The organism is Fundidesulfovibrio sp. YSD1, assembly GCF_055397115.1.
Genome location: NZ_AP043666.1, coordinates 2,498,936 through 2,524,398 on the forward strand (window position 1 = coordinate 2,498,936; position 25,463 = coordinate 2,524,398).

At 66.6% G+C, this 25,463-nt stretch carries 29 protein-coding genes and 1 other RNA gene; 22 read left to right on the forward strand and 8 right to left on the reverse strand.

All coding sequences use genetic code 11. From position 1 onward, the window contains the following. Positions 1 to 187 precede the first annotated feature (187 nt). Positions 188 to 1,603, forward strand: coding sequence for a glucosamine inositolphosphorylceramide transferase family protein (locus tag ACZ5V4_RS11695; protein WP_464315035.1), 1,416 nt, complete (start codon positions 188 to 190; stop codon positions 1,601 to 1,603). Here ACZ5V4_RS11695 and ACZ5V4_RS11700 read toward each other — a convergent pair. After that, positions 1,532 to 1,948, reverse strand: a complete 417-nt coding sequence (locus ACZ5V4_RS11700) for a hypothetical protein (RefSeq protein WP_464315036.1) — start codon at positions 1,946 to 1,948, stop codon at positions 1,532 to 1,534. The genes ACZ5V4_RS11695 and ACZ5V4_RS11700 overlap by 72 nt on opposite strands. A gap of 72 nt (positions 1,949 to 2,020) precedes the next feature. Between ACZ5V4_RS11700 and ACZ5V4_RS11705 the strand changes: the two genes are divergently transcribed. Next, positions 2,021 to 2,362 (forward strand): hypothetical protein, encoded by a 342-nt coding sequence (locus ACZ5V4_RS11705; protein ID WP_464315037.1) that lies wholly within the window; start codon positions 2,021 to 2,023, stop codon positions 2,360 to 2,362. 38 nt (positions 2,363 to 2,400) lie between these two features. On the opposite strand, the gene mazG is transcribed toward ACZ5V4_RS11705, so the two are convergent. The 7 genes from mazG to mnmL form a co-directional block, all read right to left on the reverse strand. Further along, on the reverse strand, positions 2,401 to 3,183 hold the full coding sequence (gene mazG, locus ACZ5V4_RS11710) for a nucleoside triphosphate pyrophosphohydrolase (protein ID WP_464315038.1): 783 nt from the start codon (positions 3,181 to 3,183) through the stop codon (positions 2,401 to 2,403). 4 nt (positions 3,184 to 3,187) lie between these two features. Next, positions 3,188 to 3,787, reverse strand: a complete 600-nt coding sequence (locus ACZ5V4_RS11715; RefSeq protein ID WP_464315039.1) for a CvpA family protein — start codon at positions 3,785 to 3,787, stop codon at positions 3,188 to 3,190. Between the two features lie 70 nt (positions 3,788 to 3,857). Then, the gene (locus ACZ5V4_RS11720; protein ID WP_464315040.1) at positions 3,858 to 4,328 is read right to left on the reverse strand and encodes a methylated-DNA--[protein]-cysteine S-methyltransferase; all 471 of its coding nucleotides are present in this window, start codon (positions 4,326 to 4,328) and stop codon (positions 3,858 to 3,860) included. A gap of 3 nt (positions 4,329 to 4,331) precedes the next feature. Further along, on the reverse strand, positions 4,332 to 4,910 hold the full coding sequence (locus ACZ5V4_RS11725; RefSeq protein WP_464315041.1) for an Ada metal-binding domain-containing protein: 579 nt from the start codon (positions 4,908 to 4,910) through the stop codon (positions 4,332 to 4,334). Between the two features lie 72 nt (positions 4,911 to 4,982). Beyond that, on the reverse strand, positions 4,983 to 5,459 hold the full coding sequence (locus ACZ5V4_RS11730) for a methylated-DNA--[protein]-cysteine S-methyltransferase (RefSeq protein ID WP_464315042.1): 477 nt from the start codon (positions 5,457 to 5,459) through the stop codon (positions 4,983 to 4,985). Then, positions 5,456 to 6,097, reverse strand: coding sequence for a hypothetical protein (locus ACZ5V4_RS11735; protein ID WP_464315043.1), 642 nt, complete (start codon positions 6,095 to 6,097; stop codon positions 5,456 to 5,458). The genes ACZ5V4_RS11730 and ACZ5V4_RS11735 overlap by 4 nt, the downstream gene beginning before the upstream one ends. Next, complete coding sequence (gene mnmL, locus ACZ5V4_RS11740) at positions 6,094 to 7,056, reverse strand: tRNA modification radical SAM protein MnmL/YtqA (protein ID WP_464315044.1); 963 nt, start codon at positions 7,054 to 7,056, stop codon at positions 6,094 to 6,096. The genes ACZ5V4_RS11735 and mnmL overlap by 4 nt, the downstream gene beginning before the upstream one ends. 203 nt (positions 7,057 to 7,259) lie before the next feature. Between mnmL and ACZ5V4_RS11745 the strand changes: the two genes are divergently transcribed. From ACZ5V4_RS11745 to tyrS, 20 genes are all read left to right on the forward strand, one after another. Further along, a complete protein-coding gene (locus tag ACZ5V4_RS11745) occupies positions 7,260 to 8,300 on the forward strand; it encodes a rod shape-determining protein (protein ID WP_464315045.1) in 1,041 nt (346 codons plus the stop codon). 34 nt (positions 8,301 to 8,334) lie between these two features. Continuing rightward, the gene (gene mreC / locus ACZ5V4_RS11750; protein WP_464315046.1) at positions 8,335 to 9,288 is read left to right on the forward strand and encodes a rod shape-determining protein MreC; all 954 of its coding nucleotides are present in this window, start codon (positions 8,335 to 8,337) and stop codon (positions 9,286 to 9,288) included. Then, complete coding sequence (locus ACZ5V4_RS11755; protein ID WP_464315047.1) at positions 9,285 to 9,755, forward strand: hypothetical protein; 471 nt, start codon at positions 9,285 to 9,287, stop codon at positions 9,753 to 9,755. The genes mreC and ACZ5V4_RS11755 overlap by 4 nt, the downstream gene beginning before the upstream one ends. Before the next feature lie 34 nt (positions 9,756 to 9,789). Beyond that, the gene (gene mrdA / locus ACZ5V4_RS11760; protein ID WP_464315048.1) at positions 9,790 to 11,580 is read left to right on the forward strand and encodes a penicillin-binding protein 2; all 1,791 of its coding nucleotides are present in this window, start codon (positions 9,790 to 9,792) and stop codon (positions 11,578 to 11,580) included. A gap of 9 nt (positions 11,581 to 11,589) precedes the next feature. Then, positions 11,590 to 12,705, forward strand: coding sequence for a rod shape-determining protein RodA (gene rodA, locus ACZ5V4_RS11765; protein ID WP_464315049.1), 1,116 nt, complete (start codon positions 11,590 to 11,592; stop codon positions 12,703 to 12,705). A gap of 29 nt (positions 12,706 to 12,734) precedes the next feature. Further along, complete coding sequence (locus ACZ5V4_RS11770; protein WP_464315050.1) at positions 12,735 to 13,094, forward strand: bactofilin family protein; 360 nt, start codon at positions 12,735 to 12,737, stop codon at positions 13,092 to 13,094. A gap of 170 nt (positions 13,095 to 13,264) precedes the next feature. Further along, positions 13,265 to 13,696 (forward strand): ATP synthase F0 subunit B, encoded by a 432-nt coding sequence (locus ACZ5V4_RS11775; RefSeq protein WP_464315051.1) that lies wholly within the window; start codon positions 13,265 to 13,267, stop codon positions 13,694 to 13,696. Between the two features lie 31 nt (positions 13,697 to 13,727). Beyond that, on the forward strand, positions 13,728 to 14,294 hold the full coding sequence (locus tag ACZ5V4_RS11780; RefSeq protein ID WP_464315052.1) for a F0F1 ATP synthase subunit B family protein: 567 nt from the start codon (positions 13,728 to 13,730) through the stop codon (positions 14,292 to 14,294). Further along, positions 14,291 to 14,836 (forward strand): ATP synthase F1 subunit delta, encoded by a 546-nt coding sequence (atpH, locus tag ACZ5V4_RS11785; protein WP_464315053.1) that lies wholly within the window; start codon positions 14,291 to 14,293, stop codon positions 14,834 to 14,836. The genes ACZ5V4_RS11780 and atpH overlap by 4 nt, the downstream gene beginning before the upstream one ends. Positions 14,837 to 14,840: 4 nt before the next feature. Then, positions 14,841 to 16,355 (forward strand): F0F1 ATP synthase subunit alpha, encoded by a 1,515-nt coding sequence (atpA, locus tag ACZ5V4_RS11790; protein ID WP_464315054.1) that lies wholly within the window; start codon positions 14,841 to 14,843, stop codon positions 16,353 to 16,355. A gap of 18 nt (positions 16,356 to 16,373) precedes the next feature. Then, on the forward strand, positions 16,374 to 17,252 hold the full coding sequence (locus tag ACZ5V4_RS11795; RefSeq protein WP_464315055.1) for a F0F1 ATP synthase subunit gamma: 879 nt from the start codon (positions 16,374 to 16,376) through the stop codon (positions 17,250 to 17,252). A gap of 15 nt (positions 17,253 to 17,267) precedes the next feature. After that, the gene (gene atpD, locus ACZ5V4_RS11800; RefSeq protein ID WP_464315056.1) at positions 17,268 to 18,671 is read left to right on the forward strand and encodes a F0F1 ATP synthase subunit beta; all 1,404 of its coding nucleotides are present in this window, start codon (positions 17,268 to 17,270) and stop codon (positions 18,669 to 18,671) included. Between the two features lie 6 nt (positions 18,672 to 18,677). Continuing rightward, entirely contained in the window at positions 18,678 to 19,109 is a 432-nt protein-coding gene (locus tag ACZ5V4_RS11805) for a F0F1 ATP synthase subunit epsilon (RefSeq protein ID WP_464315057.1), read from the forward strand. Positions 19,110 to 19,299: 190 nt separating this feature from the next. Then, positions 19,300 to 20,676 (forward strand): bifunctional UDP-N-acetylglucosamine diphosphorylase/glucosamine-1-phosphate N-acetyltransferase GlmU, encoded by a 1,377-nt coding sequence (gene glmU / locus ACZ5V4_RS11810; protein ID WP_464315058.1) that lies wholly within the window; start codon positions 19,300 to 19,302, stop codon positions 20,674 to 20,676. A gap of 32 nt (positions 20,677 to 20,708) precedes the next feature. Then, a complete protein-coding gene (locus tag ACZ5V4_RS11815; protein WP_464315059.1) occupies positions 20,709 to 20,918 on the forward strand; it encodes a cell division protein ZapB in 210 nt (69 codons plus the stop codon). 11 nt (positions 20,919 to 20,929) lie between these two features. Further along, on the forward strand, positions 20,930 to 21,199 hold the full coding sequence (locus ACZ5V4_RS11820) for a cell division protein ZapA (protein ID WP_464315060.1): 270 nt from the start codon (positions 20,930 to 20,932) through the stop codon (positions 21,197 to 21,199). Positions 21,200 to 21,215: 16 nt separating this feature from the next. Then, a non-coding RNA gene (ssrS, locus tag ACZ5V4_RS11825) (6S RNA) lies at positions 21,216 to 21,396 on the forward strand. A 177-nt stretch (positions 21,397 to 21,573) separates the two neighbouring features. Next, positions 21,574 to 23,133, forward strand: coding sequence for a ribonuclease Y (rny, locus tag ACZ5V4_RS11830; RefSeq protein ID WP_464315061.1), 1,560 nt, complete (start codon positions 21,574 to 21,576; stop codon positions 23,131 to 23,133). Between the two features lie 264 nt (positions 23,134 to 23,397). Continuing rightward, on the forward strand, positions 23,398 to 24,180 hold the full coding sequence (locus ACZ5V4_RS11835) for a TIGR00282 family metallophosphoesterase (RefSeq protein WP_464315062.1): 783 nt from the start codon (positions 23,398 to 23,400) through the stop codon (positions 24,178 to 24,180). Beyond that, complete coding sequence (tyrS, locus tag ACZ5V4_RS11840; RefSeq protein ID WP_464315063.1) at positions 24,177 to 25,457, forward strand: tyrosine--tRNA ligase; 1,281 nt, start codon at positions 24,177 to 24,179, stop codon at positions 25,455 to 25,457. Before ACZ5V4_RS11835 ends, tyrS begins: the two co-directional genes overlap by 4 nt. The last annotated feature ends 6 nt before the right edge of the window (positions 25,458 to 25,463 follow it).

Here is a 25,463-nt window from a genome sequence, read left to right on the forward strand (position 1 = left end):
GTCCTGCGATATTGCGGATTAGAGGCGTGGCTTGGCGGCCGAAGTCGGGGCGTCTTACCCGATGGGGGATGTTTTGACAACTCCCGCGCCTTGGCGGTAGCTCCCGAGCCGGAGGTGGCATGTGACCAGCTTTGTCCGGCGAGTCGGTGTGGCCCTGCCCGCGGGGGCGGCGAAGAGGTGGCACTCCATGGCCCTCGAGGCCCTTGGCGGCAGGGGCGTCGGCGTGGCCTGGCGGGAGGCGGCCCCGCCGCTTCTGCCCATGCCCTGGCGGGCGCTTCTGAACGTCGAGCGCGCGCTTTCGCGCCCCAAGGCCGACCCCTTCGCCAAGGCGGACGGGCTTTTCGGGCAGAGCATCGACGCGGCCTCGCCCGAAATCCTGGTGCTGCCCCCCGGCGCGGCGGCCTGGCCCGGCCTTCTCGAAAAGCTGCCCCTGGGCGCCTTCGAGTTCGAGCCCGTGCACCCGTCGCGCTTCTCGGACGGGGCCGTGGAGGGCCGGATGCTCTGGCGCAGGCAAGGCCTCGGTGCGCGCGTGGCCGCATCCACCTTCACCTGCCTGCGCGGGCCTTTTCCGCTGGGCTGGGCCGGGGCGCACCTCTGCAAGGCCGCGCTCATGCCCGCCCGCGCGCTTGCCCGGCTGGACATCCAGGGCGAGGCCTTCTGGGAGTCCTTGCCCGAGGCCGAACCGCTCGCCCCTTTCGAGCCGGACGCTGCCTTCCTGGCGCGCTTCGCCGCGGGACTGGCCGGGTTCGGGCTCGAGCGCGCCTGGCTGGACATCTTCCACCGCCGCCAGTGGTACCTCGGCCTGCGCCCCGGAAACGGCGACCCCACGCGCCCCGGCTTCGAGAGCGAGCCCTTCGCGCCGCTTCTGCCCCCCAAGGGCACGGGCTGGGCCGATCCGTTCCTTTTCGAGCGCGACGGGCGCGCGTGGCTCTTCATCGAGGAGATCCCCGGGCGAAAAAACGGCGTGCTCTCCGTGATGGAGGCCCTGCCCGGCGGCGGGTTCGGCCCGGTACGGCGCGTGCTGGCCGAGCCGTTCCACCTCTCCTACCCAAACGTTTTCGAGCACGGGGGCCAGGTCTGGATGGTGCCGGAGACGGCCGGGGCCGGGCAGGTCCGGCTCTACCGCGCCGAGGATTTCCCGGGCGGCTGGGTGCTGGACCGGGTGCTCCTGGAGGGCGTCCCGGCCACGGACGCCACCTTCCTCGAACACGAGGGCTGGTGGTGGCTCTTCGCCAGCGTGCGCGCCCCGGGGGGCTCCTCCTGGGACGAACTGCACCTGTACCGTTCGAGGGACCGCTTCGGGCCCTACGAGGCGCACCCGCTGAACCCCGTGGTCTCGGACGTGCGCCGCGCGCGCCCGGCAGGGCCGGTGGTCAGGGTGGGGGAGAGGCTTTTGCGCCCGGCCCAGGACTCTTCGGGCTGGTACGGCCGCGCGCTTAACGTGATGGAGATCGTCCGGCTCGACTGGGAAGGCTACGAGGAGAGGCCCGCCGCGCGCCTGGAGGCGGGCCTGGTGCCTGGAAGTTTCTGCCTACATACCCTTGAAGCCAAGGGAGGACTTGAGGTCGTCGACGGGCAGCGCTTCGTCCCCCTTTGGCGCTAGGTCCTCGCGCACGGGGCCGGCCTTGACCAGGGAGACGAACTCGCAGGTGACGCCCTGCTTCACGGCCTTGAACTTGGTGGCGGCGATCTCCACCTCCTGGTTCTTCTTGAGCGCCGGGGGCGCGTGCAGGGAGAGGAATTCCGCAGTGTAGCGCACCACGTAGCGCTCGCCGTCCACGTCCATGGCCACGGCCCGGGTGATTCCCTCCTGCTCCAGCACGCCCGCCACGATCCCCTTGAGCGTGACCGGCGGGGTGGTCTGGTTGCCGAAGTAAACCAGCGCCGCGAAAACCAGAAGGCAGGCGAAGAACATCTTCCTGCCGGATTTGAGGTCGTTGATCCTCATTGACGCCTCCAACGCGTATTTGATCCGGTGGCCCGCATCTTGCTAGGAATTATTCCAAACAAGGAGGCCGCCATGTCCCATTCGAACAACAACACCCTGCTGGACGCCCTGGCCGCCAACCAGAAGACCGACAGAAACAAGCTCCACGAGATAGAAACCAGCGACGTGGCCATCTCCCGCGAGGCCCTCTCGGCCGTGGGCAAGGCCGCGCGTTCCCTCTTGGCCCGGGCCCTGGGCGCGGGCGGCGCCGGAGACCTGCCGCTGGGCGACATCGTCAAGCTTTTCGCCTCGAGGATGTACTGGAGCGAGGCTGGCGGAGAACTGATCATGTGCGCCGAGGTGGGGGGCAAGACCATGTGCCTGCCCATCCCGGCCGAGCACTGGAGCGTGAACGTGGGCGGGAAGCTCCAATAGGTGATGTCCGCCCCGCGCCGCGTGGAGGCCGGGGGAGATCATTCCCCGGCTTTCACCTCGTTCCAGAGCCCGTCCCAGTCCTTAAGTTCGAATTTCGCGGTGTCCAGCCCCCTGGCGCGGGCCAGCTCCTCCATCTTCTCGAAGCGCGAGAGGAAGGCCGCGTTGGCGCGCTCCAGGGCGGCGTTGGCCTTCACGCCGAGCCGCCTGCCGTACTCCACGACGGAAAACAGGTAGTCGCCGAACTCGGCCTCCACCTTGTCCTGGTCGCCCGAGGCCAGGGCCTCCTGCAATTCGCGCCACTCCGAGGCCATCTGCCCGGCCTGGGCCTCGTCGGAATCCCAGGTGAAGTGGTGGCGCGCGGCCTTGGCGTTCAGCCTGTAGGCCTTGAGCAGCGGCGGCAAGCCCTTGGGCAGCGAGGCGAACACGCCCTCGGCGTTGTCCTTTTCCTGGCGCTTGATGCGCTCCCAGTTTTTCAGCAGCTGCTCCTGGTTCTCCACCGCGAGCCCCTCGAAGACGTGGGGGTGGCGGCGGATCATCTTGGCCGTGATGGCGTCCACGGCCTGGGCCAGGCTGAAATCGCCCTTGCGCTCGTAGAGCTCGCCGATGAAGCAGAGCAGGAACAGGACGTCGCCCAGCTCCTCGCGGGCTTCGTCCGTGTCGCCCTTGCGGATGGCCTCCACCAGCTCGAAGGCCTCCTCGATCACGTAGTCGCAGAGCGTTTTCGGGGTCTGCTTGCGGTCCCAGGGGCAGCCGTCGGGGCCGATGAGCGTGGCGACCACCTGGCGCAGCTTGGCCAGGGACTGGCCTGCGGGGTCGGTCATGGAATCATCCTTTGGTCTGTTGCGGCTTCGGCTCGGGCTTCTGCTCGGGCTTGGGCTTGGACTGGGGCTGTGGCTTGGGCTCCTCCACCTTCTTCTGCGGCGTCACCGGGGGAGGGGTCAGGCTCTTGAGCTTCTTGTTCCAGTCCGGGGGGATGTACTGCGAGAGGTAGCCGTTCACCTTTTCGAGCACGGGCACGAGCCGCGACGAGTTCATGAAGTCGGGCTTGGGCAAAAGCACCGTCCAGATCCACAGGGCCAGGGCCGTGATCAGCACGCCCTTGGCCAGCCCGAAGAACCCGCCGAAGAACTTGTTGGCCCAGTCGATGAGCGTGAGCTTCATGAGCGCCGTGAGCCCGGTCACGGCCAGCGAGCAGGCGATCATCACGCCCACGAAGATCAGGATGAAGGCGGCCGGGCTGGCGAAGGCCTCGTTGGAGACCAGCGGCGTCAGGTGCGGGGCCAGCTGCGGCGAATAGGCCACGGCCAGCTTGAAGCCGAGGATCAGGGCCAGGATGGACGCGGCCTCCTTGACCAGCCCCCGGTAGTAGCCCCGGAAGAAGAAGAAGCCCCAGATCACCAGCAGGGCGAGATCGGCGATGTTCACGCGGCACGCCTAGCATCTTTTTCCCCGGGAGGCAAAACCGGGGGCGGGGCATTCCAGTAACGGGACCGTGTCACCCCGGGGCGTTGCCGCGCTCCAGCTCCAGCAGGTATTTCTTGGCGGCGAGCCCGCCGCGAAAGCCCGTGAGCGCGCCCCTCGCCCCCACCACCCTGTGGCACGGGATCATGAGCGGGATGGGGTTGCGGTTGTTGGCCAGCCCCACGGCGCGCGCCGCGCGCGGGTTGCCAGCCAGGGCCGCGACTTCTCCGTAGCTGGCCGTGCTCCCGTAGGGGATGGTCACGAGGAGCTCCCAGACCGCGCGCATGAAGGGCGTGCCCGCCGGGGCCAGGGGCAGGCCGAACGCGCGCAGTTCCCCGGCGAGGTAGGCCCGCACCTGGCGCGCGGCCTCGTCCAGGAGCGCGCTTCGCCCCTCGCGGGCGTCCGGCGGCAGGGCGTCGGCGGCGAAGAACAGGTTCGTGACGGCCCCGCCGCGCTCGGCGATGCCCAGGCGGCCGATGGCCGTGTCGAGAAACGTGACATTCATCTGTTAAATTCCCCGTAATTTCCTGAAGCGCCCCGGCGCGGCCCCGGTGTCTTGCCTGAAGCGCCGGTAGAAGCTGGAGAGGCTCGCGTACCCGCATTCCAGAGCCACGCGCGCCACGGGCATGCCGGTTTCCTCGAGCAGGCGGCGCGCCTTGGCCAGGCGCAGGGCGTCCACGCTCCTGGCCAGGGTGACGCCTTCGATGTTCGAGAACACCTTGGCCAGCCGCGCCTGGGTGAGCCCCAGGCCGTGAAGCCCGGCAGCGAGGGCCTCGGGGTCGTCGAAGGCCCGTGCGATGACGGATTTCGCCTGCTCCACGGCCTGGTGCGCGGGATCGTGTTCCGGCAGGTCCGGGCGGCACTTGCGGCAGGGCCGGAACCCTTTGGCGGCGGCCTCGGCCGCGTTCTTGAAGAAGCGCACGTTCGCGCGCAGGGGCTTGCGGGCCGGGCAGGAGGGGCGGCAGAACACGCCCGTGGTCACCACGCCGTAAAGGAACCGGCCGTCGAACGCGGCGTCGCGGCCCGTGACGGCGGCCCACATGGCCGCCGGGGCGGGCAGGGTTCCCGGGTCGGTCGGATCGGTCATGGGAGGAGCCTAGCAGCAGTCCTGGGGGAAATCTTCCCGGATCGCGCCGGGCAATTCGAAAAAGTCTGGGCGTCAGCCGCGCGGGGTGAAGCCCTCGAGTTCCAGGAGCCAGCGCTTCATCTCCGGCCCCGGGCCGAACCCGCCGATCCTGCCCCCGGAGGCGAGCACCCTGTGGCAGGGCACCACCAGGGGCCAGGGGTTCGCGGCCATCACCTGGCCCACGGCCCTGGCCGCGCCCGGCCTGCCGCTGCGTGCGGCCAATTCGCCGTAGCTCAAGGCCTGCCCGGCGGGCACGCGGCGAAGCTCTTCGAGCACGCGGCGCGTAAACGGCGGCAGACAGCCCATGTCCGCCGGGATCTTAGGCCAGCGGGCCTCCTCCCCGGCCACGTAGCGGGCAAGAGCTTCGGCCATGGCCTGCCCGAAGTCGCTCGCGGCGTCGGCCTCCTCGCCTTGGGCGCGCCAGCGCAGGTGCATGTTCGCAAGCTCCCCGCCGTCCCAGTGGAGCTCCAGGGCCAGGGGGCCGCCCACCACGACCTCGCGCCCGCTCATTTCGCGCCCTCGGGCTTGTACTCCAGGCGCGGCGAGAGCGCGACGCTCATGGCCGCCGCGTGCAGGGCCTTTTCCCAGTAGCGCAACTCCTTCTCGCCCGCGTACCAGGACACGCGCAGGAAACCCTGGCTGGTCAGGTAGGTGTAGACGCCCATGGCCACGTTGCGGCCCTGGGCCGCGCTGTAGCCCACATCCTTATAATAGGTCATGCGCCGGAGCGGCTGGTGGTCCTTCTCCCGGAAGCGGTGGCCGTTTCCGCTGGCCTGGGCCTCGGAATCCTTCTCGGCCATGACGCTCTCCATGAAGAGGTCCTGTGGCGTGCGCTTGCGCCCCGATTCCAGGGTGACGATGATGTAGGGCAGGGTGAACCACTTCTCGGACGGGGCCTGGAAGCCCAGGCGCGTGTTCCTGAAGCGCGCCATCTCCTCGGGCGTGACGGGGCCGGACTGGCCTGGGTGCTCGAAAAGGTAGAGCTCCAGGGCCGGGATGGGCACCCATTCCGCCGGGATGTCGATGGAGAAGGCGTTGTCCGGCGGTCCCTGGCGGCTCTGGGCCGGGGTCTGGGCGCAGGTGGCGGCCACGAGGGCCAGGGCCAGGAGCGCGGCCAGGGCCGGGGGACGGCGATAAAAACGGTTCATGCGTCACTCCGCGAGGCTTGCGCCGTCCTCGAGAGGCCCATGCCCTGGCGCACGTCCAGGCGGCGCATCTCGTCCAGGACCGCGTTGTGCACGAGGCGTTTGTTCCCGGCCCAGGCCGGGGCCACGAGCTCGCCCAGGGCCGGGTCGGCGCTCAGGCGGTGGACGACCACCTCGGGCCTGAGCCTGGCCACGGACCGGGCCACCCAATTGGCGTAATCCTTGAGGGCCGGGGGCGCAAGCCCGCCCGCCAGGTACTCGCGCTCGAGGGCGGTGCCGCGCGCCACGTAGAGGTTGTGGAACTTGATCCCGGCCACGGGCAGGGCGTTGACGAAACCCACGGTGGCGTCCCAGTCCGCCGGGGTGTCGCCGGGCAGCCCGGCCATGACGTGGGCCAGGACCTTCACGCCCCTGGACGCGGCCTCGTGGGCGGCCCGGGCGAACTCTCCGGGGCCGTGGCCGCGCGCGCAGCGCGCGAGCGCCACCGGGTTGGAGGATTGCAGGCCGAGCTCCAGCCAGAGCTCCCCCACGGGGAAGCGCGCCAGGAGGTCGAGCTTTTCTTCGTCCAGGCAGTCGGGCCGGGTGCCGATGCAAAGCCCCGCCAGGTCGGGAAGGAGGGCCAGTTCGCGAAGCGCGGCCTGGAGCTTTTCCGCCGGGCCGTGGGTGTTGGAGAAAGCCTGAAGATAGCCCACCAGGGCCACCTCGCCCCACCTGGCCGTGAGCTTGCCGCGCCAAAAGCTCCACTGGGCGGTGAGCCCCATGGAGGCGGCCAGGCCCGTGCCCGAGCCCTTGGCGTTGCAGAAGGAGCAGCCGCCCGTGGCGATGGTCCCGTCGCGGTTGGGGCAGGAGAAGCCCGCGTCCAGCGGGACCTTGCGCGCCTTCCTGCCGAAAAGCGCGCGCCAGCGGGCCGAAACGGCGTTGTGGCGCGGGGCTTCCGGGCGGGTGCGTGAAACGTGGTTCATCATAGCAAAATACCGTTGACATCGGGCAAGGGATGGCGCAACACCAAGCCTCGAACGGCGGGGCCTGGCAAGGCTTCCGTCCTGCCGACTCCAGGCCGGCCGCGTGCGGCCCGCCTTTTTTTGTCGGCAATCCCGGGCATTTTTACGGGCGCGACACGCCCCTGAAATACGCGAGGCTCCCTAAGTGAGCCAAGGAAGGGACCATGTCCAGACTTTTGGATTCCGCATTGGGCTTTTTCTCCAACGACCTGGCCATCGACCTGGGCACGGCCAACACCCTCGTCTACGTCAAGGGCAAGGGCATCGTGCTCTCCGAGCCCTCGGTGGTGGCCGTGAAGAAGGACGCCAGGGGCGTCAACAAGGTCCTGGCCGTGGGGGCCGAGGCCAAGAAGATGCTCGGGCGCACGCCCGGCAACATCGTGGCCATCAGGCCCATGAAGGACGGCGTCATCGCCGACTTCGAGGTCACCGAGGCCATGCTCCGCCATTTCATCTCCAAGGTGCACAACTCCCGCAGGCTCGTGCGCCCGCGCATCATCATCTGCGTGCCCACGGGCATCACCCAGGTGGAGAAGCGCGCCGTGAAGGAGTCCGCCCAATCCGCCGGGGCGCGCGAGGTCTACCTGATCGAGGAGCCCATGGCCGCGGCCATCGGCGCCAACCTGCCCATCACCGAGCCCACCTCCAACATGGTGGTGGACATCGGAGGCGGCACCACGGAAGTGGCGGTCATCTCGCTCTCCGGCATCGTCTACTCCAAGAGCGTGCGCGTGGGCGGCGACAAGATGGACGAAGCCATCATGCAGTACGTCAAGCGCAAGTACAACATGCTGATCGGCGAATCCACGGCCGAGCAGATCAAGATCCAGATCGCCAGCGCGCACCACTCCACCAGCCAGGGTGAGATGGAGGTCAAGGGCCGCGACCTGGTCACGGGCATCCCGCAGAACATCATCATCACCGCCGAGGAGGTCGAGAAGGCCATCAGCGAGCAGGTGGAGTCCATCGTCCAGGCCGTGCGCATCGCCCTGGAACAGACCCCGCCCGAACTGGCCGCGGACATCGTGGACCGCGGCATCGTGCTCACCGGCGGCGGCGCTCTTCTGCGGGGGCTCGACCAGCTTCTGCGCGAGGAGACCAGCCTGCCCATCGTCATCGTGGACGACCCGCTCTCGGCGGTCGTGCTCGGATCGGGCAAAGCGCTGGACAATCTGGACGTCTTGAAAGAGGTAACGATCGATTAAGCCCACGCCCCAGCGCATCGCACTGGGTCTGCTGGTGGTCCTGTTCGTCTATCTGGGCTTGTTCACCTGGAACATCCGCACCGGATACGTCGATAACCTGGCCAGCCATACGGGCCTGGAACTCACCCGCTGGGTGCTCACGCCCGGCAGGTGGGCATGGACTCGTTTATCCTCTTTCTGGGACCGCTACATCTATTTCGTGGGCCTGCGCCAGGAGAACGAGACCCTGCGCGAGGATCTGGCCAGGGCCAACGAGGAGTTGGTCACGGCCAGGGAGCAGGCCTCGCTGGCCAAGCGCCTGACCGACCTGCTGCTCATCCAGCCCCCGCCCCAGTGGACCCGCGAGGGTGCGCTGGTCATCGCCCACCGCCTTGGCCCCAACGCCGCCCTGGAGACCTTCGTCATCAACAAGGGCAGCCGCCACGGCGTGGACGTGAACACCCCCGTGGTCTCCCCCGAGGGCGTGGTCGGGCGCGTGCTCAGGAACTCCATGAACGCGGCCACCGTGATCATGATCACCGACCCCAACAGCAAGATCCCCGTGGTCTCGCAGAAGTCCCGCACCCAGGGCATCCTGGTCGGGCGCGGACCGGGCCTGCCGCTGTCGCTGCAGTACGTGTCGCTGTCCGCGCCGGTGGAGGCGGGCGAGACCCTGGTGACCACCGGGCTCGAGGGCATCTTCCCCGAAGGGCTGCCCATCGCCAAGGTCACGGGCGTGACCCGCGAGGGCGCCTCGCTCTTCCTGAATGTCACGGGCCTGCCCCTCTACGACGTCAAGCGCATGGAAGAGGTGGCGCTGCTCAGGAAGGTCCCGCCGCCGGAGCCCGAGGCCCAGGCCGAGGAGCCCCTGCCCGACACTTCCACCAAGCGGCCCAAGGGCACCGCCGAGAAGAAGGGCGAGGTGAAGAAGCGCACGCGCAACGAGCCCCCCGAGGCCAGGCCCGCCGAGTCCCAGCAGCAGAAGAAGAAGCGGGGAGAGGGGCAGTGAACGCCCGCAAGGCCGCGTTCTGGGGCGTGTTCACCCTGTCCGGGGTCTGGCTCCAGAGCTTCATGCCCGGGGTTGACTTCCTCGCGCCCGGGCTCATCCTCTGCCTGCAGGAGGAGAAGGCCAGGACCACCGTGTTCCTGGGGCTTCTGTGGCTGCTCATCCAGGAGGGCACGGGCTCGCTGGCCTTCGGCACGGCCGTGCTCTGGTACGGGGTGCTGGCCGCGCTGTTCTTCTTCGGCCACTGGCTCTTCGAGGCCCGCAACTTCGTGTTCATGGTCATCCTGGGCGGCTGCCTCGGGGTTTTGCATTTCGGGCTGATGAATGTCATGACCCACCTGCAGGATTGGCTTGTGTCGCCCGGGCGCGTGCTGCTCGAGTCGCTGGTGCAGGCCGTGGTCTTTCCGTTGGAGTGGGGGCTCGTCTACGTGATCTACAACCACCTGCCGCAAAATGCCCAAGACGTATGAGCCCGAAACCGGGCAACAGCAGCCGCGCGGAGGGTTGATCCTCCTGCAGTGCCTGACGCTCGGGCTCTTCTGCCTGTTCACCGTGCGCCTGTGGTACCTCCAGATCCACAAGGGCGAGCAGTTCGCGGACCAGGCCCGCGAGAACCAGATGCGCCAGGCCTCCATCATCGCGGCCCGGGGCATGATCCTGGACCGAGCGGGCAGGCCCCTGGCCGTGAACGAGCCCTCCTTCGCCCTGGGGCTGATCCGCGAGGACTGCGAGGACATCCAGGCCACCCTGCGCAAGGTCTCGGAGTGGACCGGCATCGACTACCAGGTCCTGCTCGACACCTACATCCGGGGCAAGAAGCGCTCCAAGCCCTTCGAGCCCCTGGTGCTCATCTCCAACCTCTCCTACGAGCTCCTGGCCAAGATCGAGGCCAACGCCGTGTCCTGGCCCGGGCTCGAGATCCTCATCCGCCACAAGCGCTACTACCCCGACGGCATCGCGGCCGCCCACGCCCTGGGCTACGTGGCCGAGGCCAACGAGGAGGAGCTGGAGAAGGATTCCCGCCTGGCCCTGGGCGACCACGTGGGCAAGCAGGGCCTGGAGTACACCCTGGAGCAGCGTCTGCGCGGCGAGAAGGGCCTCAAGCAGATCGAGGTGGACGCCTACGGACGCGAGCACGACCAGCAGGTGCTGCTCGAACCCCGCGCCGGGGCCAACCTGAAGCTCTCGCTTGACCTCGAACTCCAGAAGTACGTGGCCAAGCAACTGGAAGGACAGGCCGGGGCCGTGGTGGTGCTCGAGCCCGAGACGGGCAAGGTGGTGGCCCTGGTCAGCCAGCCCTCCTACGACAACAACCTCTTCGTGCTGGGCATCCCGGCCAAGAAGTGGAAGGAGCTGCGCGACGACCCCATGCACCCCATCCAGAACCGGGTGGCGCAGTCGGTCTACCCGCCGGGCTCGACCTTCAAGATCCTCATGGCCGCGGCCGCGCTGTCCGAGGGCATCGTGAAGACCTCGGACACCGCGTTCTGCTCCGGCTCCTACCGCGTGGGCGACCACGACTTCCACTGCTGGAAGAAGGGCGGGCACGGCAGCGTGGACATGCGCGCGGCGCTCATCCACTCCTGCGACGTCTACTTCTACCAGTTGGGCGAGAAGATGGGCATCGACCGCATCAACCGCTACGCGCTCCAGGCCGGGTTCGGCCAGCCCACGGGCGTGGACCTGCCCCACGAGCGCTCCGGGCTCATCCCCTCCACCGAGTGGAAGAAGCGCCGCTACGGCGCCAACTGGACCCGGGGCGAGACGCTGAACGCCTCCATCGGCCAGGGCTACGTGCAGGTCTCCCCATTGCAGCTGGCCAAGTTCATCGGGGCCATGCTCAACGGCGGCAAGGTCATCCGCCCGAGCCTGGTCCTGGACGACCCGGTGGAGGTCCAGTCCAGGCTCAACCTCTCGGACAAGGACCGCGAGTTCATCCTGAAATCCATGGTGGACACGGTCCAGGCGGGAACGGCCCAGCGCCTGAAGCGCCCGGACGCCGTGATCGGCGGCAAGACGGGCACGGCCCAGGTGGTCAGGCTCCAGAACGCGGACATCCGCCAGAAGACCCACGAGATGGCCTACAAGCATCGCGACCACGCCTGGCTCACGGCCTGGGGCCAGAAGGACGGCAAGAGCTACGTGGTGGTCTGCATGGTGGAACACGGCGGCCACGGCGGCGAGACCGCCGCGCCCATGGTCAAGGCGGTGTTCGACTACCTCTTCGGGCCCGCCCCCAACGCGAAGGGCCAGCCCAAGCCGGCCGCGCTCCAGGAAATCGAGCAGGGCGACTGAGGAGCGAGCATGTCCCCCATCGACCGCAGGCTTTTCACGCACATCAACTGGCCGCTCCTGGCGGTGATGGCCGCGCTTTTCGGCGTGGGCGTCCTGAACCTCTATTCGGCCAGCGGCTTCCGCATGGGCGACGGCGTGTCGCTCAACCCCTTCTACCAGAAGCAGTGCATCTGGGGCCTGGCCGGGCTCTGCTGCCTGACCGCGCTTACTCTCTTCGACTACCGCTACCTAAAGCACGCTGCCTGGCCGCTGATGATCGTCACCCTGGTGCTCCTGGCGCTGGTGCCGATCATGGGCAAGACCGTCTACGGGGCCAAGCGCTGGCTCGACTTCGGGCTTTTCAGCCTCCAGCCGAGCGAGCTGGCCAAGTTCGCCACGCTGCTGGTGGGCGCGCTCATGCTCTCCAAGGATTCGGGCAGGCTCGGCTGGCTCGGGCTTTTGGGCGTGCTCGTGGTGGTCATGCCGCCCGCGGCCATGGTCATCGTCCAGCCGGACCTGGGCTCGGGGCTCAGCATCCTGCTGCTGCTGGCCGGGATGATCCTCTACCGTGGCCTGGCCGGACGCGTGTTCAAGGTGCTCCTGGTGGCCGTGCCGGTGCTCATCCCGTGCGGCTGGTTCTTCCTCAAGCCCTACCAGAAGCTGAGGATTCTCACCTTGTTCAATCCTGAACGAGACCCCCTGGGCTCGGGCTACCACATCATCCAGTCCCAGATCGCCATCGGCTCCGGCCAGATGTGGGGCAAGGGCTTCCTGGAGGGCACCCAGAGCCAGCTCAGGTTCCTGCCCGAAAAGCACACCGACTTCGCCGTGGCCGTGTTCGCCGAGGAGTGGGGCTTCGTGGGGGCCATCGTGCTGGTGACGCTTTTCTGCCTGTTCCTGTACCTGCTCTCCGGCGTGGCCAGGGACGCCAAGGACCGCTTCGGGTCGTTCCTGGCGGCGGGGGTGTTCTTCTATTTCTTCTGGCAAATACTCGTAAACATGGGTATGGTGCTGGGAATCATGCCGGTCGTGGGCATACCGCTGCCGTTCATCAGCTACGGCGGCAGCGCGACCATCGTCAACTTCAGCCTCATAGGCATCGTTCTCAACGTTTCCATGCGACGCTTCGTCTTCAAGAAGACCTGACGCGTCCCGCTCTTCCGGGAGGTTTGGCCGTGGCCAAGGACGAGATCAACGCTTTTCTGGGTGTCGGAACAACCTATCGCGGCAGGCTGGACTTCTCCGGCTCGGTCAGGATCGACGGAACCTTCGAGGGCGAGGTGGAGTCGGAGGGCACCCTCGTGGTCGGGCGCGAGGCCGTGATCAGCGGCCAGATCCGCGTGGGCCAGCTCGTGCTCGGCGGCACGCTGAACGGAGACGTGAGCGCGTCCTCGCGCGTGACCATGCACAAGACCGCTCGCTTCACCGGGACCCTGCGCACACCGGCCCTGTCCGTGGAGGAGGGGGCCGTGATCGAGGGGCAGGTCGGCATGTCTTCGGGCTCGGTCCAGGGCGAGGCTCCGGTCGAGGATTAAAGCCCCCCGGATATTCGTGAAATCCATAACAATACAATAACCAGCCGAGTCAAAACGCTTAATTTCCGTGCGTTTTCGCGCCCTTTCCTAAAAAGGCCCTGGACACCCCCGGCGAAATCGGGTAGGTACGCCCCGGGCTTGAAACAAAATTCACAATTAGGGGGGCGTTGATGGACATACTTGTTCTCGACGGGTGGTTTTTCGTACAGGTTGCCAACTTCCTCATCATCCTGGTGGTCTTGAACGCGGTGCTCATCGCGCCCGTTCGCAGGATGCTCAAGCTGCGCGCCGAGACCATCGCCGCCCAGACGTCTGAAATCGACGGGTTCACTTCCTCCGCCGACGCAAAGATCAAGAACTACCAGGCCGCCCTCGAGGAGGCCCGCAGCGTGGCCGCCGCCGAGCGCACCGGCCTGCGCGAGCAGGGCCTTACCGAAGAGAAGGCCATCCTGGAGGCCGCTGGCAAGCAGGCCGGGGATTCCCTGAAGGCCGCGCGCGCCAAGGTCGCCGACGAGTCCAAGGTCGCCTACGACACCATGCTGGCTGGGGTGACCGGCATGGCCGAGAAGGCCGCCTCGAAGATTCTGGGCAAGTCCCTGTAACCGGCAGCCCCAAGCGTTAAGGAGGTTGGCATTGAAGAAGGCACGGATAGTACTCTTCACACTGGCGGTCTGCCTTTTGACCGTCGCGTGTGCTTGGGCGTCTGGCGACGGTCAGGAGGGGCCCAACTGGAAGAACTTCATCTACCGGACCATCAACTTCGCCATGGTGGTGGGCGTGTTGTGGTGGGCCGGCGGCAAGAAGATCGTGGGCACCTTCAGCGGCCGCAAGCTCTCCATCGAGAACCAGCTGGCCGACCTGGAAGAGCGCAAGGTCTCCGCCACCAATCGCCTGGCCGACGTGGAGCGCTCCATCGCCGACCTGGAGGCCGAGAAGTCCAAGATCCTCGCGGACTACAAGGCCCAGGGCGAGGCCCTGAAGGCGTCCATCGTCAAGGCCGCCGAGGAGCAGGCCGAGCGCATCAAGGCCCAGGCCCTGCTCTCCGCCGAGCAGGAGGCCAAGATGGCCACGGACGCCCTGCGCGTGCAGATGGCCGACAAGATCATCGAGGCCGCCCAGGACCTCCTGGCCAAGAAGCTCACCGCCGAGGTCCAGGATAAGCTTGTTGACGACGCTTTAGGCAAGGTGGTGCTCAATTGACCGGGAACATCGTTGCGCGCCGTTACGCCAAGGCCTTGTTCGCCCTGGGCGTGAAAGAGAAGGCCGCTGACACTTTCGGCAAGGACCTCGAGGGGATCGCCGGCGCCATGGACGCCTCCCCCGAGCTTCTCAAACTCTTTAAAAGCCCGAGCTTCAACACGCAGGAGAAGAAGGCCGTCCTCGGGGACGTGGTGGCCAAGCTGAACATGGCCCCCCTCTCGGTGAACTTCCTCTCCGTGCTTGCTGATAAAGGCCGTCTCGACTGCCTGCCCGACATCCAGAAGACCTACGCTGAGCTTCTGGACGAAACCAGCGGAGTGGTTCGCGGTAAGCTGACCACCGCCGTTGAGCTTCCGGGCAAGCGGCAAAAGGACATCAAGGCCAAGCTGGAGAAGAAGTCCGGCAAGAAGCTGGTGCTCGACTTCGGCGTGGATTCCGCCATCCTGGGCGGGGTCGTCCTGCGGGTGGGGGATAAGGTCCTGGACGCCAGCATCCGGGCCCAGCTGCAGCTGTTGAAAGAACAAATCAAGAGGGGTGAGTAGGGCCATGCAGATCAAAGCCGAAGAGATCAGCAAGATCATCGAGCAGCAGATTCAGAATTATGAGTCTCGCGTCGAGATGAGCGAGACCGGCACCGTGCTCTCCGTGGGTGACGGCATCGCCCGCGTCTACGGCTGCCAGAGCGCCATGTCCATGGAGCTTCTGGAGTTCCCCGGGGGCATCATGGGCCTGGTGCTGAACCTGGAAGAGGACAACGTGGGCGTCGCGCTCCTGGGCGAAGACACCCACATCAAGGAAGGCGACCCGGTCAAGCGTACCGGCAAGATCTTCTCCGTGCCCGTCGGCGACGCCGTGTCCGGCCGCGTCATCGACCCCCTGGGCAACCCCATCGACGGCATGGGCCCCATCGCCTCCAAGGAGTACCGCGAGGTCGAGATCAAGGCCCCCGGCATCATCGCCCGCAAGTCGGTGCACGAGCCCATGGCCACCGGCCTGAAGGCCGTCGACGCCATGACGCCCATCGGCCGCGGCCAGCGCGAGCTGATCATCGGCGACCGCCAGGTCGGCAAGACCGCCGTCTGCCTGGACGCCATCCTGGCCCAGAAGGGCGGCGACGTGAAGTGCTTCTACGTGGCCATCGGCCAGAAGAAGTCCACGGTGGCCCTCGTGGTCGACACCCTGCGCAAGTACGGCGCCATGGACTACACCACGGTCATCTCCTCCACCGCCTCCGAGCCCGCGCCGCTGCAGTTCATCGCGGCCTACGCCGGATGCACCATGGCGGAGTACTACCGCGACTCGGGACGCCACGCCCTGATCATCTACGATGACCTCTCCAAGCAGGCCGTGGCCTACCGCCAGATGTCGCTGCTGCTCCGCCGTCCCCCGGGCCGTGAAGCCTTCCCCGGCGACGTCTTCTACCTGCACTCCCGCCTGCTGGAGCGCGCGGCCAAGCTGTCCGACTCCCGCGGAGCCGGCTCCCTGACCGCCCTGCCCATCATCGAGACGCAGGCCGGCGACGTGTCCGCGTACATCCCGACCAACGTCATCTCCATCACCGACGGTCAGGTGTACCTGGAGCCCAACCTGTTCAACGCCGGCATCCGCCCCGCCATCAACGTCGGCCTCTCGGTCTCCCGAGTCGGCGGCGCGGCGCAGATCAAGGCCATGAAGCAGGTCGCGGGCACCCTGCGCCTGGACCTCGCCCAGTACCGCGAGCTGGCCGCCTTCGCGCAGTTCGGCTCCGACCTGGACAAGGCCACCCAGCAGAAGCTCAACCGCGGCATGCGCATGGTGGAGCTCCTCAAGCAGCCCCAGTACCAGCCCCTGCCCGTCGAGGAGCAGGTCTCGGTGATCTTCGCCGCGGGCCGCGGCTTCCTGGACGACATCGAAGTGGCCGCCGTGCGCAAGTTCGAGGAGCAGTTCCTCGACTACCTGCGCAACTCCAAGGGCAACATCCTCAAGGACATCCGCGAGAAGAAGGCCCTTGACGATGCGCTGACCGCCGCTCTGGGCGCCGCCATCGAGGAGTTCAAAAAGGGCTTCAGGGCCGAAGGCTAACCCCAGGGGAGCTAAAACATGCCATCCCTGAAAGACGTTCAATTAAAGATCGCAGCGGTCAAGAAGACCAAGCAGATCACCAAAGCCATGAACATGGTGGCCTCGGCCAAGCTGCGCAACGCGCAGGCCCGCATCGAGCGCTTCCGCCCCTACGCGGACAAGTTCTACGACATGCTGGGCAGCCTGGCTTCCGGAGCGGATTCCTCGATCCATCCGCTCCTGGAGGTTCGCGAGGAGATCAAGACGAGCCTCATCGTCCTGGTCACCTCCGACCGCGGCCTCTGCGGCTCCTTCAACGGAAGCCTCATCAGCATGGCCTTGAAGCTCGCCAAGGAGAAGGCCGCCCAGGGCAAGACGGTCAAGTTCGTCTGCATGGGCAAGAAGGCCCGCGACTCCGTACGCAAATCGCCGTACGAGATCGTGGCCGCCTTCGCCGACCAGATGGGCTCCTTCGATTACACCGTGGCCCTGAAGCTGGGCATGGACGTGATCGGCGGATACATCAAGGGCGACTTCGACGAGGTGGATCTGGTCTTCGGCAAGTTCATCTCCATCCCCAGGCAGGAGGCCACGACGCTGACCATCCTGCCCATGGCCGCCGACCAGGCTTCCGAGTCGCAGGCGGCTGGGCCCAAACAGGAGTACCTCTACGAACCTTCGGTGGAAGGCCTTCTGGCCGAGCTTCTGCCCCGGTTCGTCAACGTCCAGCTCTATCGTGGAATGCTCGACACCTCGGCCTCGGAACATGCAGCGCGCATGCGGGCCATGGATAACGCCACGAAGAACTGCGACGACATGGTGGGGACGCTCACACTGGTCTACAACAAGGCCAGGCAGGCGAGCATCACCAAAGAGTTGATGGACATCGTCGGCGGAACCGAAGCGCTCAAAGGATAAAGGGGGCGAACAATCATGAGCGGTGTCAAAGGCAAGATCGTACAAGTCATCGGCGCGGTGGTGGACTTCGAGTTTCCCGAAGGCCAGCTGCCCGCCATCATGAACGCTATTACTCTCAAGAACACCAACAACGCCAACGCCGAAGCGCTGGTCCTCGAAGTCGCGCAGCACCTGGGCAACAACGTCGTGCGTACCATCGCCATGGACGCCACCGACGGCCTCGTGCGCGGCATGGAAGGCACCGACACCGGCAAGCCGATCCTGGCTCCCGTTGGCCGCGCCCCCCTGGGCCGCATCATCAACGTCGTGGGCATGCCCGTGGACGAAGCCGGCGACGTCGGCGCCACCGAGTACCTGCCCATCCACCGTACCGCCCCCGACTTCGTCGAGCTCTCCACCAAGGTCGAGCTGCTCGAAACCGGCATCAAGGTCGTGGACCTGCTCATCCCGTTCCCCAAGGGCGGCAAGATGGGCCTGTTCGGCGGCGCCGGCGTGGGCAAGACGGTTATCCTCATGGAGATGATCAACAACATCGCGAAGCAGCACGGCGGCCTGTCCGTGTTCGCGGGCGTTGGCGAGCGCACCCGTGAGGGCAACGACCTCTACCACGAGTTCAAGGAAGCGGGCATTCTGGACAAAGCCGCCCTGGTTTACGGCCAGATGAACGAGCCCCCGGGAGCCCGCGCCCGCGTGGCCCTGACCGCCCTGACCGTCGCGGAATACTTCCGTGACGCCGAAGGCCAGGACGTGCTGCTCTTCATCGACAACATCTTCCGTTTCACCCAGGCGAACTCGGAAGTGTCGGCGCTGCTCGGCCGCATGCCCTCCGCGGTGGGTTACCAGCCCACCCTGGGCACCGACCTCGGCGCCCTCCAGGAGCGCATCACCTCCACCAACAAGGGCTCCATCACCTCGGTGCAGGCCGTGTACGTGCCCGCGGACGACCTTACCGACCCCGCGCCGGCCACGACCTTCTCCCACCTTGACGGAACCCTGGTGCTCTCGCGCCAGATCGCCGAGCTCGGCATCTACCCCGCGGTGGATCCGCTCGACTCCACCTCGCGCATCCTGGACCCCCTGGTCCTGGGCGTGGAGCACTACTCGGTCGCCCGCGCGGTGCAGCAGATCCTCCAGAAGTACAAGGACCTGCAGGACATCATCGCCATCCTGGGCATGGACGAGCTCTCCGACGACGACAAGCAGACCGTCGCGCGCGCTCGTAAGATCCAGCGCTTCCTGTCTCAGCCCTTCTCCGTTGCCGCGCAGTTCACCGGCAAGGAAGGCCGTTACGTCAAGCTCGAGGACACCATCCGCGGCTTCAAGGAGATCATCGAGGGCAAGCACGACGATCTCCCCGAAGGCGCCTTCTACATGGTCGGCGGAATCGAGGAAGCCGTTTCCAAAGCCAAGGAGATGTAAGGCATCATGGCCAAAGAACTTCGCCTTGAAATCGTCACGCCTGACCGTTTGGTCGTCTCGTCCGACGTGGAATACGTCGCGGCGCCTGGCGTGCTCGGCGAGTTCGGCGTTCTGCCTGGCCACGTTCCCTTCCTCTCCGCTCTTGGCATCGGGAACCTGCATTACAACTTGGGAGGCAAGACCTACTACGTCTTCGTCTCCGGCGGGTTTGCCGAGGTCAGCGGCGACAAGGTGACTGTCCTGGCCGAAGTGGCCGAGCGTGCCGAGGAGATCGATGTGGAACGCGCCCGCCGCGCCGAAGAGCGCGCCCGGGTTCGCATCACCAAACAACAGGAAGCCGTCGACAACGCCAGGGCCACCGCCGCGCTGCAGCGCGCCGTTGCCCGCATGAGCTGCCGCACCTCCGCCCAGGGGGCCGGCACCTGCAGCAGGGCCTAGTCGCGAAACAGGCCGGCCCCGCAAGGGGAAGGCGAGTACGCAAAGGGCGGCGGACCTCACGGTCCGCCGCTTTTTTTGCATTGTGGGGTGGGGCGCGGCGTCCGGAAGAGCCGGACTTTGGCCTGCTCTTGAATAAGTGTCAGCGATGTGCCAAACCCCTCCTGTTCCAGAACCAATTTCAGGAGACACCATGGACAGTACGGTCGGAGCGCTCGTTCTCGCGGCAGGGAAGGGCACCAGGATGCATTCGGACGAACCGAAGGTCCTGCGCACGTTACTTGGCGAGCCCATGCTGCGCTACGTGCTGGACGGGCTCTACCCCCTGTTCGGCCAGCGGGTGCACGTGGTGGTCGGCTTCGGCGCGGAGCGCGTGAAGAAGGCCTTTCCGGAGTTCGAGTGCCGCTTCGTGCTCCAGCCCGAGCAGTTGGGCACGGGGCACGCCCTGCAATGCGCGTGGGACGCCGTGAGGTCCGCCGGGTACGAGTACGTGCTGGTGATGAACGGCGACGTGCCCCTGGCCGCGGGCAAGGACCTGGGCGCGTTCGTGGCCCAGGCGCGCGGGGAGGGGGCCGACCTGGCCTTCCTGACGATCGAGCTGCCCGAGCCTGGGGCCTACGGTCGCATCGTGCGCGACGAGAGGGGCCTGGCGCGAATCGTCGAGGCCAAGGACCACGACGAGGCCCTGCACGGACCCGCGACCGGCGAGATCAACGCGGGCATCTACCTCGTGCGCGTGGCCGCTGTTGACAAGGTGCTCTTCCGGCTTACCAACACCAACAGGAGCGGCGAGTTCTACATCACGGACCTGGCCGAGCTCGTGGGCGCTGGCGGGGGCAAGGTGGTGGGCGTGAACAGGGGCCGCGACGAGAACCTGCTCGGCATCAACAACCCACGCGAGCTCGTCGACGCCGAGGAGAGCCTGCGGGCCCGCATCGTGGACTCCTGGCTGGAACGCGGGGTCGTCATCCGCTCGCGCGGGAGCGTGCGCATCTCGCCAAGGGCGGTCATCGAGCCCGGGGCCGAGATCTCCGGGCCGTGCGACATCCTGGGCGCGAGCGTCATCGGGCGTGGGGCCGTGATCGAGCCCAACTGCCTGGTCAAGGACTCGGTGGTTGCCGGCGGCGCGGCCATCCACGCCTTCTCGCACCTGGACCAGGCCGCCGTGGGCCTTGGCTGCCACGTGGGGCCCTACGGCAGGCTCAGGCCCGGCGCGGTGCTGGAGGAAGGCGCGCGCGTGGGGAATTTCGTGGAGATGAAGAAGGCCGTGCTCGGTCCCGGGGCCAAGGCCAGCCACCTGACCTACCTGGGCGACGCCGAGGTGGGGGCCGGCGCGAACATCGGCGCGGGCACCATCACCTGCAACTACGACGGCAAGAACAAGTTCAGGACCGTCATAGGCGAGGGGGCCTTCATCGGGTCCAACACCGCCCTCGTGGCCCCGGTCACGGTGGGGTCGGGCGCGCTCGTGGCGGCCGGTTCAGTGGTCACCGAGGACGTGCCCGACGGGCACCTGGCCATTGCCAGGAGCCGCCAGGTGGTCAAGCCCAGGAAGAAAAACCCGGCTTGATTTCGACTGTCAAAAGGGATAGGAGCGGGGCTATGGACATCATCGATATCTTGGAAGAGCGTATTGCTCAACTGGTGAGCCGCCTCAAGGCGTTGGAAGAAGAAAACAGAACGCTGAAGGCGGTGCTGGAAGAGGAGAATGCCTCGTTGAAAGAGGCCCTTGACCAGGAGCGCCAGAAAAAGGACGCGGTGTTGTCCCGTGTGGATCAGCTGCTCAAGAAACTGCAAGAGGAGCCGATCTGATTTAAAAGCCGATGCCAAGCTACAACAAGGTCATTCTCGGTCTTGAGCTTTCCTTCAAGACCGACGCGGAACCGGACCGCGTTGAAAGCGCCAAGGCATTGGTGGAAGAGCGCTACAGGTTGCTCAATCCGGGCGGCAAGAATTTGAGCAAGGAGAAATTGCTGACGTTCGTGGCTCTGGGATTGGCGGACGATCTTATGATGGCGAACCAGCGTCTTGCCGAGATGGATCAAAAGCTCGACAAGATTCTGAACAGAATAAAGACGCCGGATCTGGCATGACCGGCTTGCGGTGAGATTCTCCCTGGGGTGCGCGTGATCGTGGATTGATTTTTGAGCCGATACTCAAAAATCGGGTGACGCTCCGAGGCGGCTGGTGTGCAGACCCGCTCGCGGGTAGCCTTAAGGACGCTCAGCGTCGCCCACCTTGCATAGCCAAGGTTCAAAAATAGTCAACGACACGGCTCTCCGGGGATCCTCCACCGGCCAGAACCGCGCCTGCCGGGGTGCGCATCCCTCCCCCGGCGTTCTCCCCCTTGCCTCGTCCCCCGCGCTCGCAGCCAAGGCACCTGTCATCCGCTCTCCGCACGCCGGCGGCCGTTGTCGCCGGGCGAACCATATCGGGCGCGAAGCCCGTGAACAATAGAGGTGTCACCATGGAATTCACCGTCTTCCTGGCCGGAGGCGGCGGCGTGATCGCGGGCGCGGCCGGCGGCTGGCTTCTCAATCGCGTCATATCCGCCAAGGCCCTCGCCGAATCGAAAACGCTGGCCGAACGCATCCTCGAGGAGGCGCGCAAGGAAGCGCAGGCCCACAAGAAAGAGATCATCCTCCAGACCCAGGACGAGCTCTACAAGCAGAAGCTCGAGCACGAGAAAGAGATCAAGGAGCGCGAGAGCCAGTTCCTGCGCAAGGAGTCCTCGCTCCAGGAGAAGCTCGACAAGCTCGAACTCAAGCTCGAAAAGGCCGCCCAGAAGGAATCGGACCTCATCACCCAGGAGAAGCGCCTGGCCTCTCAGGAGAAGTCCCTCTCCGAAAAGGAAGAGAAGCTTTCCGAGGCCGCCCAGGAGCAGGAACGCAAGCTCCAGGAAATTTCCGGCATGACCGTGGAGGAGGCCCGGCACCTCCTGCTCACCGAACTGGAGAGCCGCACCCGCCACGAAGCCGCCAGGATGATCCGCCAGATCGAGACCGAAGCCAAGGAAGAGGCCTCCAAGAAGAGCAAGGAGATCCTCGCCCTGGCCATCCAGCGCTACGCGGGCGACTACGTCTCCGAGCAGACCGTCACCGCCGTGACCCTGCCCAGCGAGGAGATGAAGGGCCGCATCATCGGCCGCGAGGGCCGCAACATCCGGGCGCTCGAGGCGGCCACCGGCGTGGACCTGATCATCGACGACACGCCCGAGACCGTCATCCTCTCGGCCTTCTCGCCCATCCGCCGCCAGATCGCCAAGATGGCCCTGGAGCGCCTGATCACCGACGGGCGCATCCACCCCGCGCGCATCGAGGACATCGTCAAGAAGTGCGAGCAGGAATTCGACGTGAAGCTGCGCGAGTTGGGCGAGCAGGCCACCTTCGACGTGGGCGTGCACGGCATCCACGCCGAGATCGTCAAACTCCTGGGCCAGCTGCACTACCGCACCAGCTACTCCCAGAACGTGCTCCAGCACTCCCTGGAAGTGGCCTCGCTCTGCGGGATCATGGCCTCGGAGCTGGGCCTCGACGTGAAGAAGGCCAAGCGCGCGGGTCTGCTCCACGACATAGGCAAGGCCGTGGACCACGAGATCGAAGGCCCCCACGCCATCATCGGCTACGATCTGGCCAAGAAGTTCGGCGAGTCCAAGGACATCACCCACGCCATCCAGGCCCACCACGAGGACGTGCCGCCCAAGACCGTTTACGCCGTGCTGGTCCAGGCCGCGGACAGCCTCTCCGGAGCCCGCCCCGGCGCGCGCAAGGAGTTGCTCTCCAGCTACGTCAAGCGCCTGGAAGACCTGGAGAACATCGCCACGGACTTCGAGGGCGTCTCCAAGGCCTACGCCATCCAGGCGGGCCGCGAGATCAGGGTCATGGTGGACTCCGAGGCCGTGGACGACGACAAGACCCACGTCATCTGCAAGGACATCGCCAAGAAGATCGAGGACAACCTGACCTATCCCGGGCAGATCCGCGTCACCGTGATCCGGGAGCGGCGTTCGGTCGGGTTCGCGAAATAGCATCGCCTCCGGCGGTCGGGGGGAGAAGCCTCCCCCCGGGCCCCGGCTCTTAGCTTCGCGCCGTCCTTTTATTTTTTCATATCGTTCCCGACAGCGCGTCCATGCCTGTGTGTCCCTCCAGGCGCGAGGCCGGTGCGCGGCGGCGACGGGTCGTCTTCGAATCGGCCCGAGCCGCCGCGCACCGGCCTCGCGCCTGGAGGGACACACAGGCGGTTGGTTCGATTCCGAAAAGGCACGGCGCCGCGCAGCGGCTGAGACACACAAATGAACATTCTCTTTCTCGGCGACATCATCGGCCGCCCCGGCCGCAAGGCCCTGGCCGACTCCCTCAAGTCCCTGCGCCAGAAGCTCGCGCTGGACCTGGTGCTGGCCAACGCCGAGAACGCTTCCGGCGGCATAGGCCTGAACTCCCGGGCCGCGCGCGAGCTCCTCTGCCTGCCCCTGGACGTGCTCACCAGCGGCAACCACATCTGGAAGCACAAGGACATCTTCGCCTACTTCAACGAGACCGACCGCCTGCTGCGCCCGGCAAACTATCCCGCCGGAGCGCCCGGCTCGGGCCTGGGCGTCTACCAAACCGCCGACGGCACGCCCTATGCCGTGCTCAACCTCATGGGCCGCACCTACATGGACGCCGCCGACTGCCCGTTCCAGGTGGCGGATTCGCTGCTCGCCACGCTGCCCGGGGACGTGCGCGTGCGCCTGGTGGACTTCCACGCCGAGGCCACGTCGGAGAAAAAGGCCATGGGCCATTTCCTGGACGGGCGCGTCAGCGCCGTGCTCGGAACCCACACCCACGTGCAGACCAACGACCCGCGCGTTTTGCCCAAGGGCACGGCCTACCTCACGGACTTAGGCATGTGCGGCCCGGTGGAGTCCATCATCGGCATGGAATCCCAGGCCATCGTGGGCAGGTTCCTCTCGCGCCTGCCCGTGCGTTTCGAGGTGGCCAAGGGCCCCGTCCGCCTGGAAGGGGCCCTGTGCGAGATTGACGCGGCCACCGGCCGGGCTGTAAGCATCCGCCCTTGGCAAGGAGGACATTCGTGAACGCATTCGACGATCTCAAGTGGCGCGGGCTCGTGCACCAGACTTCCGGCGAGGAGCCCTTGCGCGAGCATTTCAATACCCCCGGGCGGGTGATGTACTGCGGCTTCGACCCCACGGCCCGCAGCCTGCACATCGGCAACATGGTCCCGCTGCTGGCGCTTCTGCGCTTCGCAAAGGCCGGGCACAAGCCCATGGCGCTTCTCGGCGGGGCCACGGGCCTCATCGGCGACCCCAGCGGCAAGGACAAGGAGCGCCAGCTCCAGGACACGGCCAACGTGGCCGCCCAGGTGGAGCGCATCAAGGCCCAGATCAAGAAGCTCTTCGCGGACAACGGGGCCGAGATCGACGTGGTGAACAACCTGGACTGGATAGGCCAGATGTCCGCCATCGAACTCCTGCGCGACGTGGGCAAGCACTTCACCGTGAACTACATGCTGGCCAAGGATTCGGTGAAGGGCCGCATCGACCGCGAGGAGTCGGGCATCTCCTACACCGAGTTCAGCTACATGATCCTGCAGGGCTACGACTTCCACCACCTGCGCGAGACCAAGGGCTGCACCCTGCAGATCGGCGGAGGCGACCAGTTCGGAAACATCACCGCCGGGCTCGAGCTCATCCGCCGCAAGACCGGCGGCGAGGCCCACGCCATGACCTTCCCGCTGATCACCACGGCCAGCGGGGCCAAGTTCGGCAAGAGCGAGAAGGGCGCCATCTACATCGACCCCGAGATCACCAGCCCGTACGCGTTCTACCAGTACTGGGTGAACGCCGACGACCGCGACGTGGTCAATTACCTCAAGTACTTCACCTTCCTCTCGCGCGAGGAGATCGAGGCCCTGGGCGTGGCCGTGGCCGAGCGGCCCCACCTGCGCGAGGCCCAGAAGACCCTGGCCCACGTGATGACCACCATGGTCCACGGCCGGGAGGAGGCGGACCGCGTGGTGAAGACCAGCGACTTCCTCTTCGGCAAGGGCACCCTGGAGGGCGTGGACGCCAGGACCTTGAAGGCCGCCCTGGAGACCGCCCCGGGCAAGGACTACGCCTCCAAGGCGGACCTGCCCGACATCGTGACCCTGCTCACCGAGCTCGCGCTCTGCCCGTCCAAGTCCCAGGCCCGCAAGGACCTGGCCGCCGGGGCCATCACGGTGAACAACGCCAAGATCGCCGACGGCTATGATTTCCCCGGCGCCGATTTCATCGGCGGGGAGCTGCTCCTGGTGCGCAAGGGCAAGAAGAACTACGGCGTGGTCCGGCTGGGCCAAGCCGAGAGCGTGTAGGCAGGC

Excerpts from the sequence above, each read along its gene's own strand:
- ACZ5V4_RS11695 (WP_464315035.1), top strand. The coding sequence starts at position 188 with ATGGCCCTCGAGGCCCTTGGCGGCAGGGGCGTCGGCGTGGCCTGGCGG.
- ACZ5V4_RS11700 (WP_464315036.1), bottom strand. The coding sequence starts at position 1,948 with ATGAGGATCAACGACCTCAAATCCGGCAGGAAGATGTTCTTCGCCTGC.
- ACZ5V4_RS11705 (WP_464315037.1), top strand. The coding sequence starts at position 2,021 with ATGTCCCATTCGAACAACAACACCCTGCTGGACGCCCTGGCCGCCAAC.
- mazG (WP_464315038.1), bottom strand. The coding sequence starts at position 3,183 with ATGACCGACCCCGCAGGCCAGTCCCTGGCCAAGCTGCGCCAGGTGGTC.
- ACZ5V4_RS11720 (WP_464315040.1), bottom strand. The coding sequence starts at position 4,328 with ATGAATGTCACGTTTCTCGACACGGCCATCGGCCGCCTGGGCATCGCC.
- ACZ5V4_RS11725 (WP_464315041.1), bottom strand. The coding sequence starts at position 4,910 with ATGACCGATCCGACCGACCCGGGAACCCTGCCCGCCCCGGCGGCCATG.
- ACZ5V4_RS11730 (WP_464315042.1), bottom strand. The coding sequence starts at position 5,459 with ATGAGCGGGCGCGAGGTCGTGGTGGGCGGCCCCCTGGCCCTGGAGCTC.
- ACZ5V4_RS11735 (WP_464315043.1), bottom strand. The coding sequence starts at position 6,097 with ATGAACCGTTTTTATCGCCGTCCCCCGGCCCTGGCCGCGCTCCTGGCC.
- mnmL (WP_464315044.1), bottom strand. The coding sequence starts at position 7,056 with ATGAACCACGTTTCACGCACCCGCCCGGAAGCCCCGCGCCACAACGCC.
- ACZ5V4_RS11745 (WP_464315045.1), top strand. The coding sequence starts at position 7,260 with ATGTCCAGACTTTTGGATTCCGCATTGGGCTTTTTCTCCAACGACCTG.
- rodA (WP_464315049.1), top strand. The coding sequence starts at position 11,590 with ATGTCCCCCATCGACCGCAGGCTTTTCACGCACATCAACTGGCCGCTC.
- ACZ5V4_RS11775 (WP_464315051.1), top strand. The coding sequence starts at position 13,265 with ATGGACATACTTGTTCTCGACGGGTGGTTTTTCGTACAGGTTGCCAAC.
- atpA (WP_464315054.1), top strand. The coding sequence starts at position 14,841 with ATGCAGATCAAAGCCGAAGAGATCAGCAAGATCATCGAGCAGCAGATT.
- ACZ5V4_RS11795 (WP_464315055.1), top strand. The coding sequence starts at position 16,374 with ATGCCATCCCTGAAAGACGTTCAATTAAAGATCGCAGCGGTCAAGAAG.
- atpD (WP_464315056.1), top strand. The coding sequence starts at position 17,268 with ATGAGCGGTGTCAAAGGCAAGATCGTACAAGTCATCGGCGCGGTGGTG.
- ACZ5V4_RS11805 (WP_464315057.1), top strand. The coding sequence starts at position 18,678 with ATGGCCAAAGAACTTCGCCTTGAAATCGTCACGCCTGACCGTTTGGTC.
- glmU (WP_464315058.1), top strand. The coding sequence starts at position 19,300 with ATGGACAGTACGGTCGGAGCGCTCGTTCTCGCGGCAGGGAAGGGCACC.
- ACZ5V4_RS11815 (WP_464315059.1), top strand. The coding sequence starts at position 20,709 with ATGGACATCATCGATATCTTGGAAGAGCGTATTGCTCAACTGGTGAGC.
- ACZ5V4_RS11820 (WP_464315060.1), top strand. The coding sequence starts at position 20,930 with ATGCCAAGCTACAACAAGGTCATTCTCGGTCTTGAGCTTTCCTTCAAG.
- rny (WP_464315061.1), top strand. The coding sequence starts at position 21,574 with ATGGAATTCACCGTCTTCCTGGCCGGAGGCGGCGGCGTGATCGCGGGC.
- ACZ5V4_RS11835 (WP_464315062.1), top strand. The coding sequence starts at position 23,398 with ATGAACATTCTCTTTCTCGGCGACATCATCGGCCGCCCCGGCCGCAAG.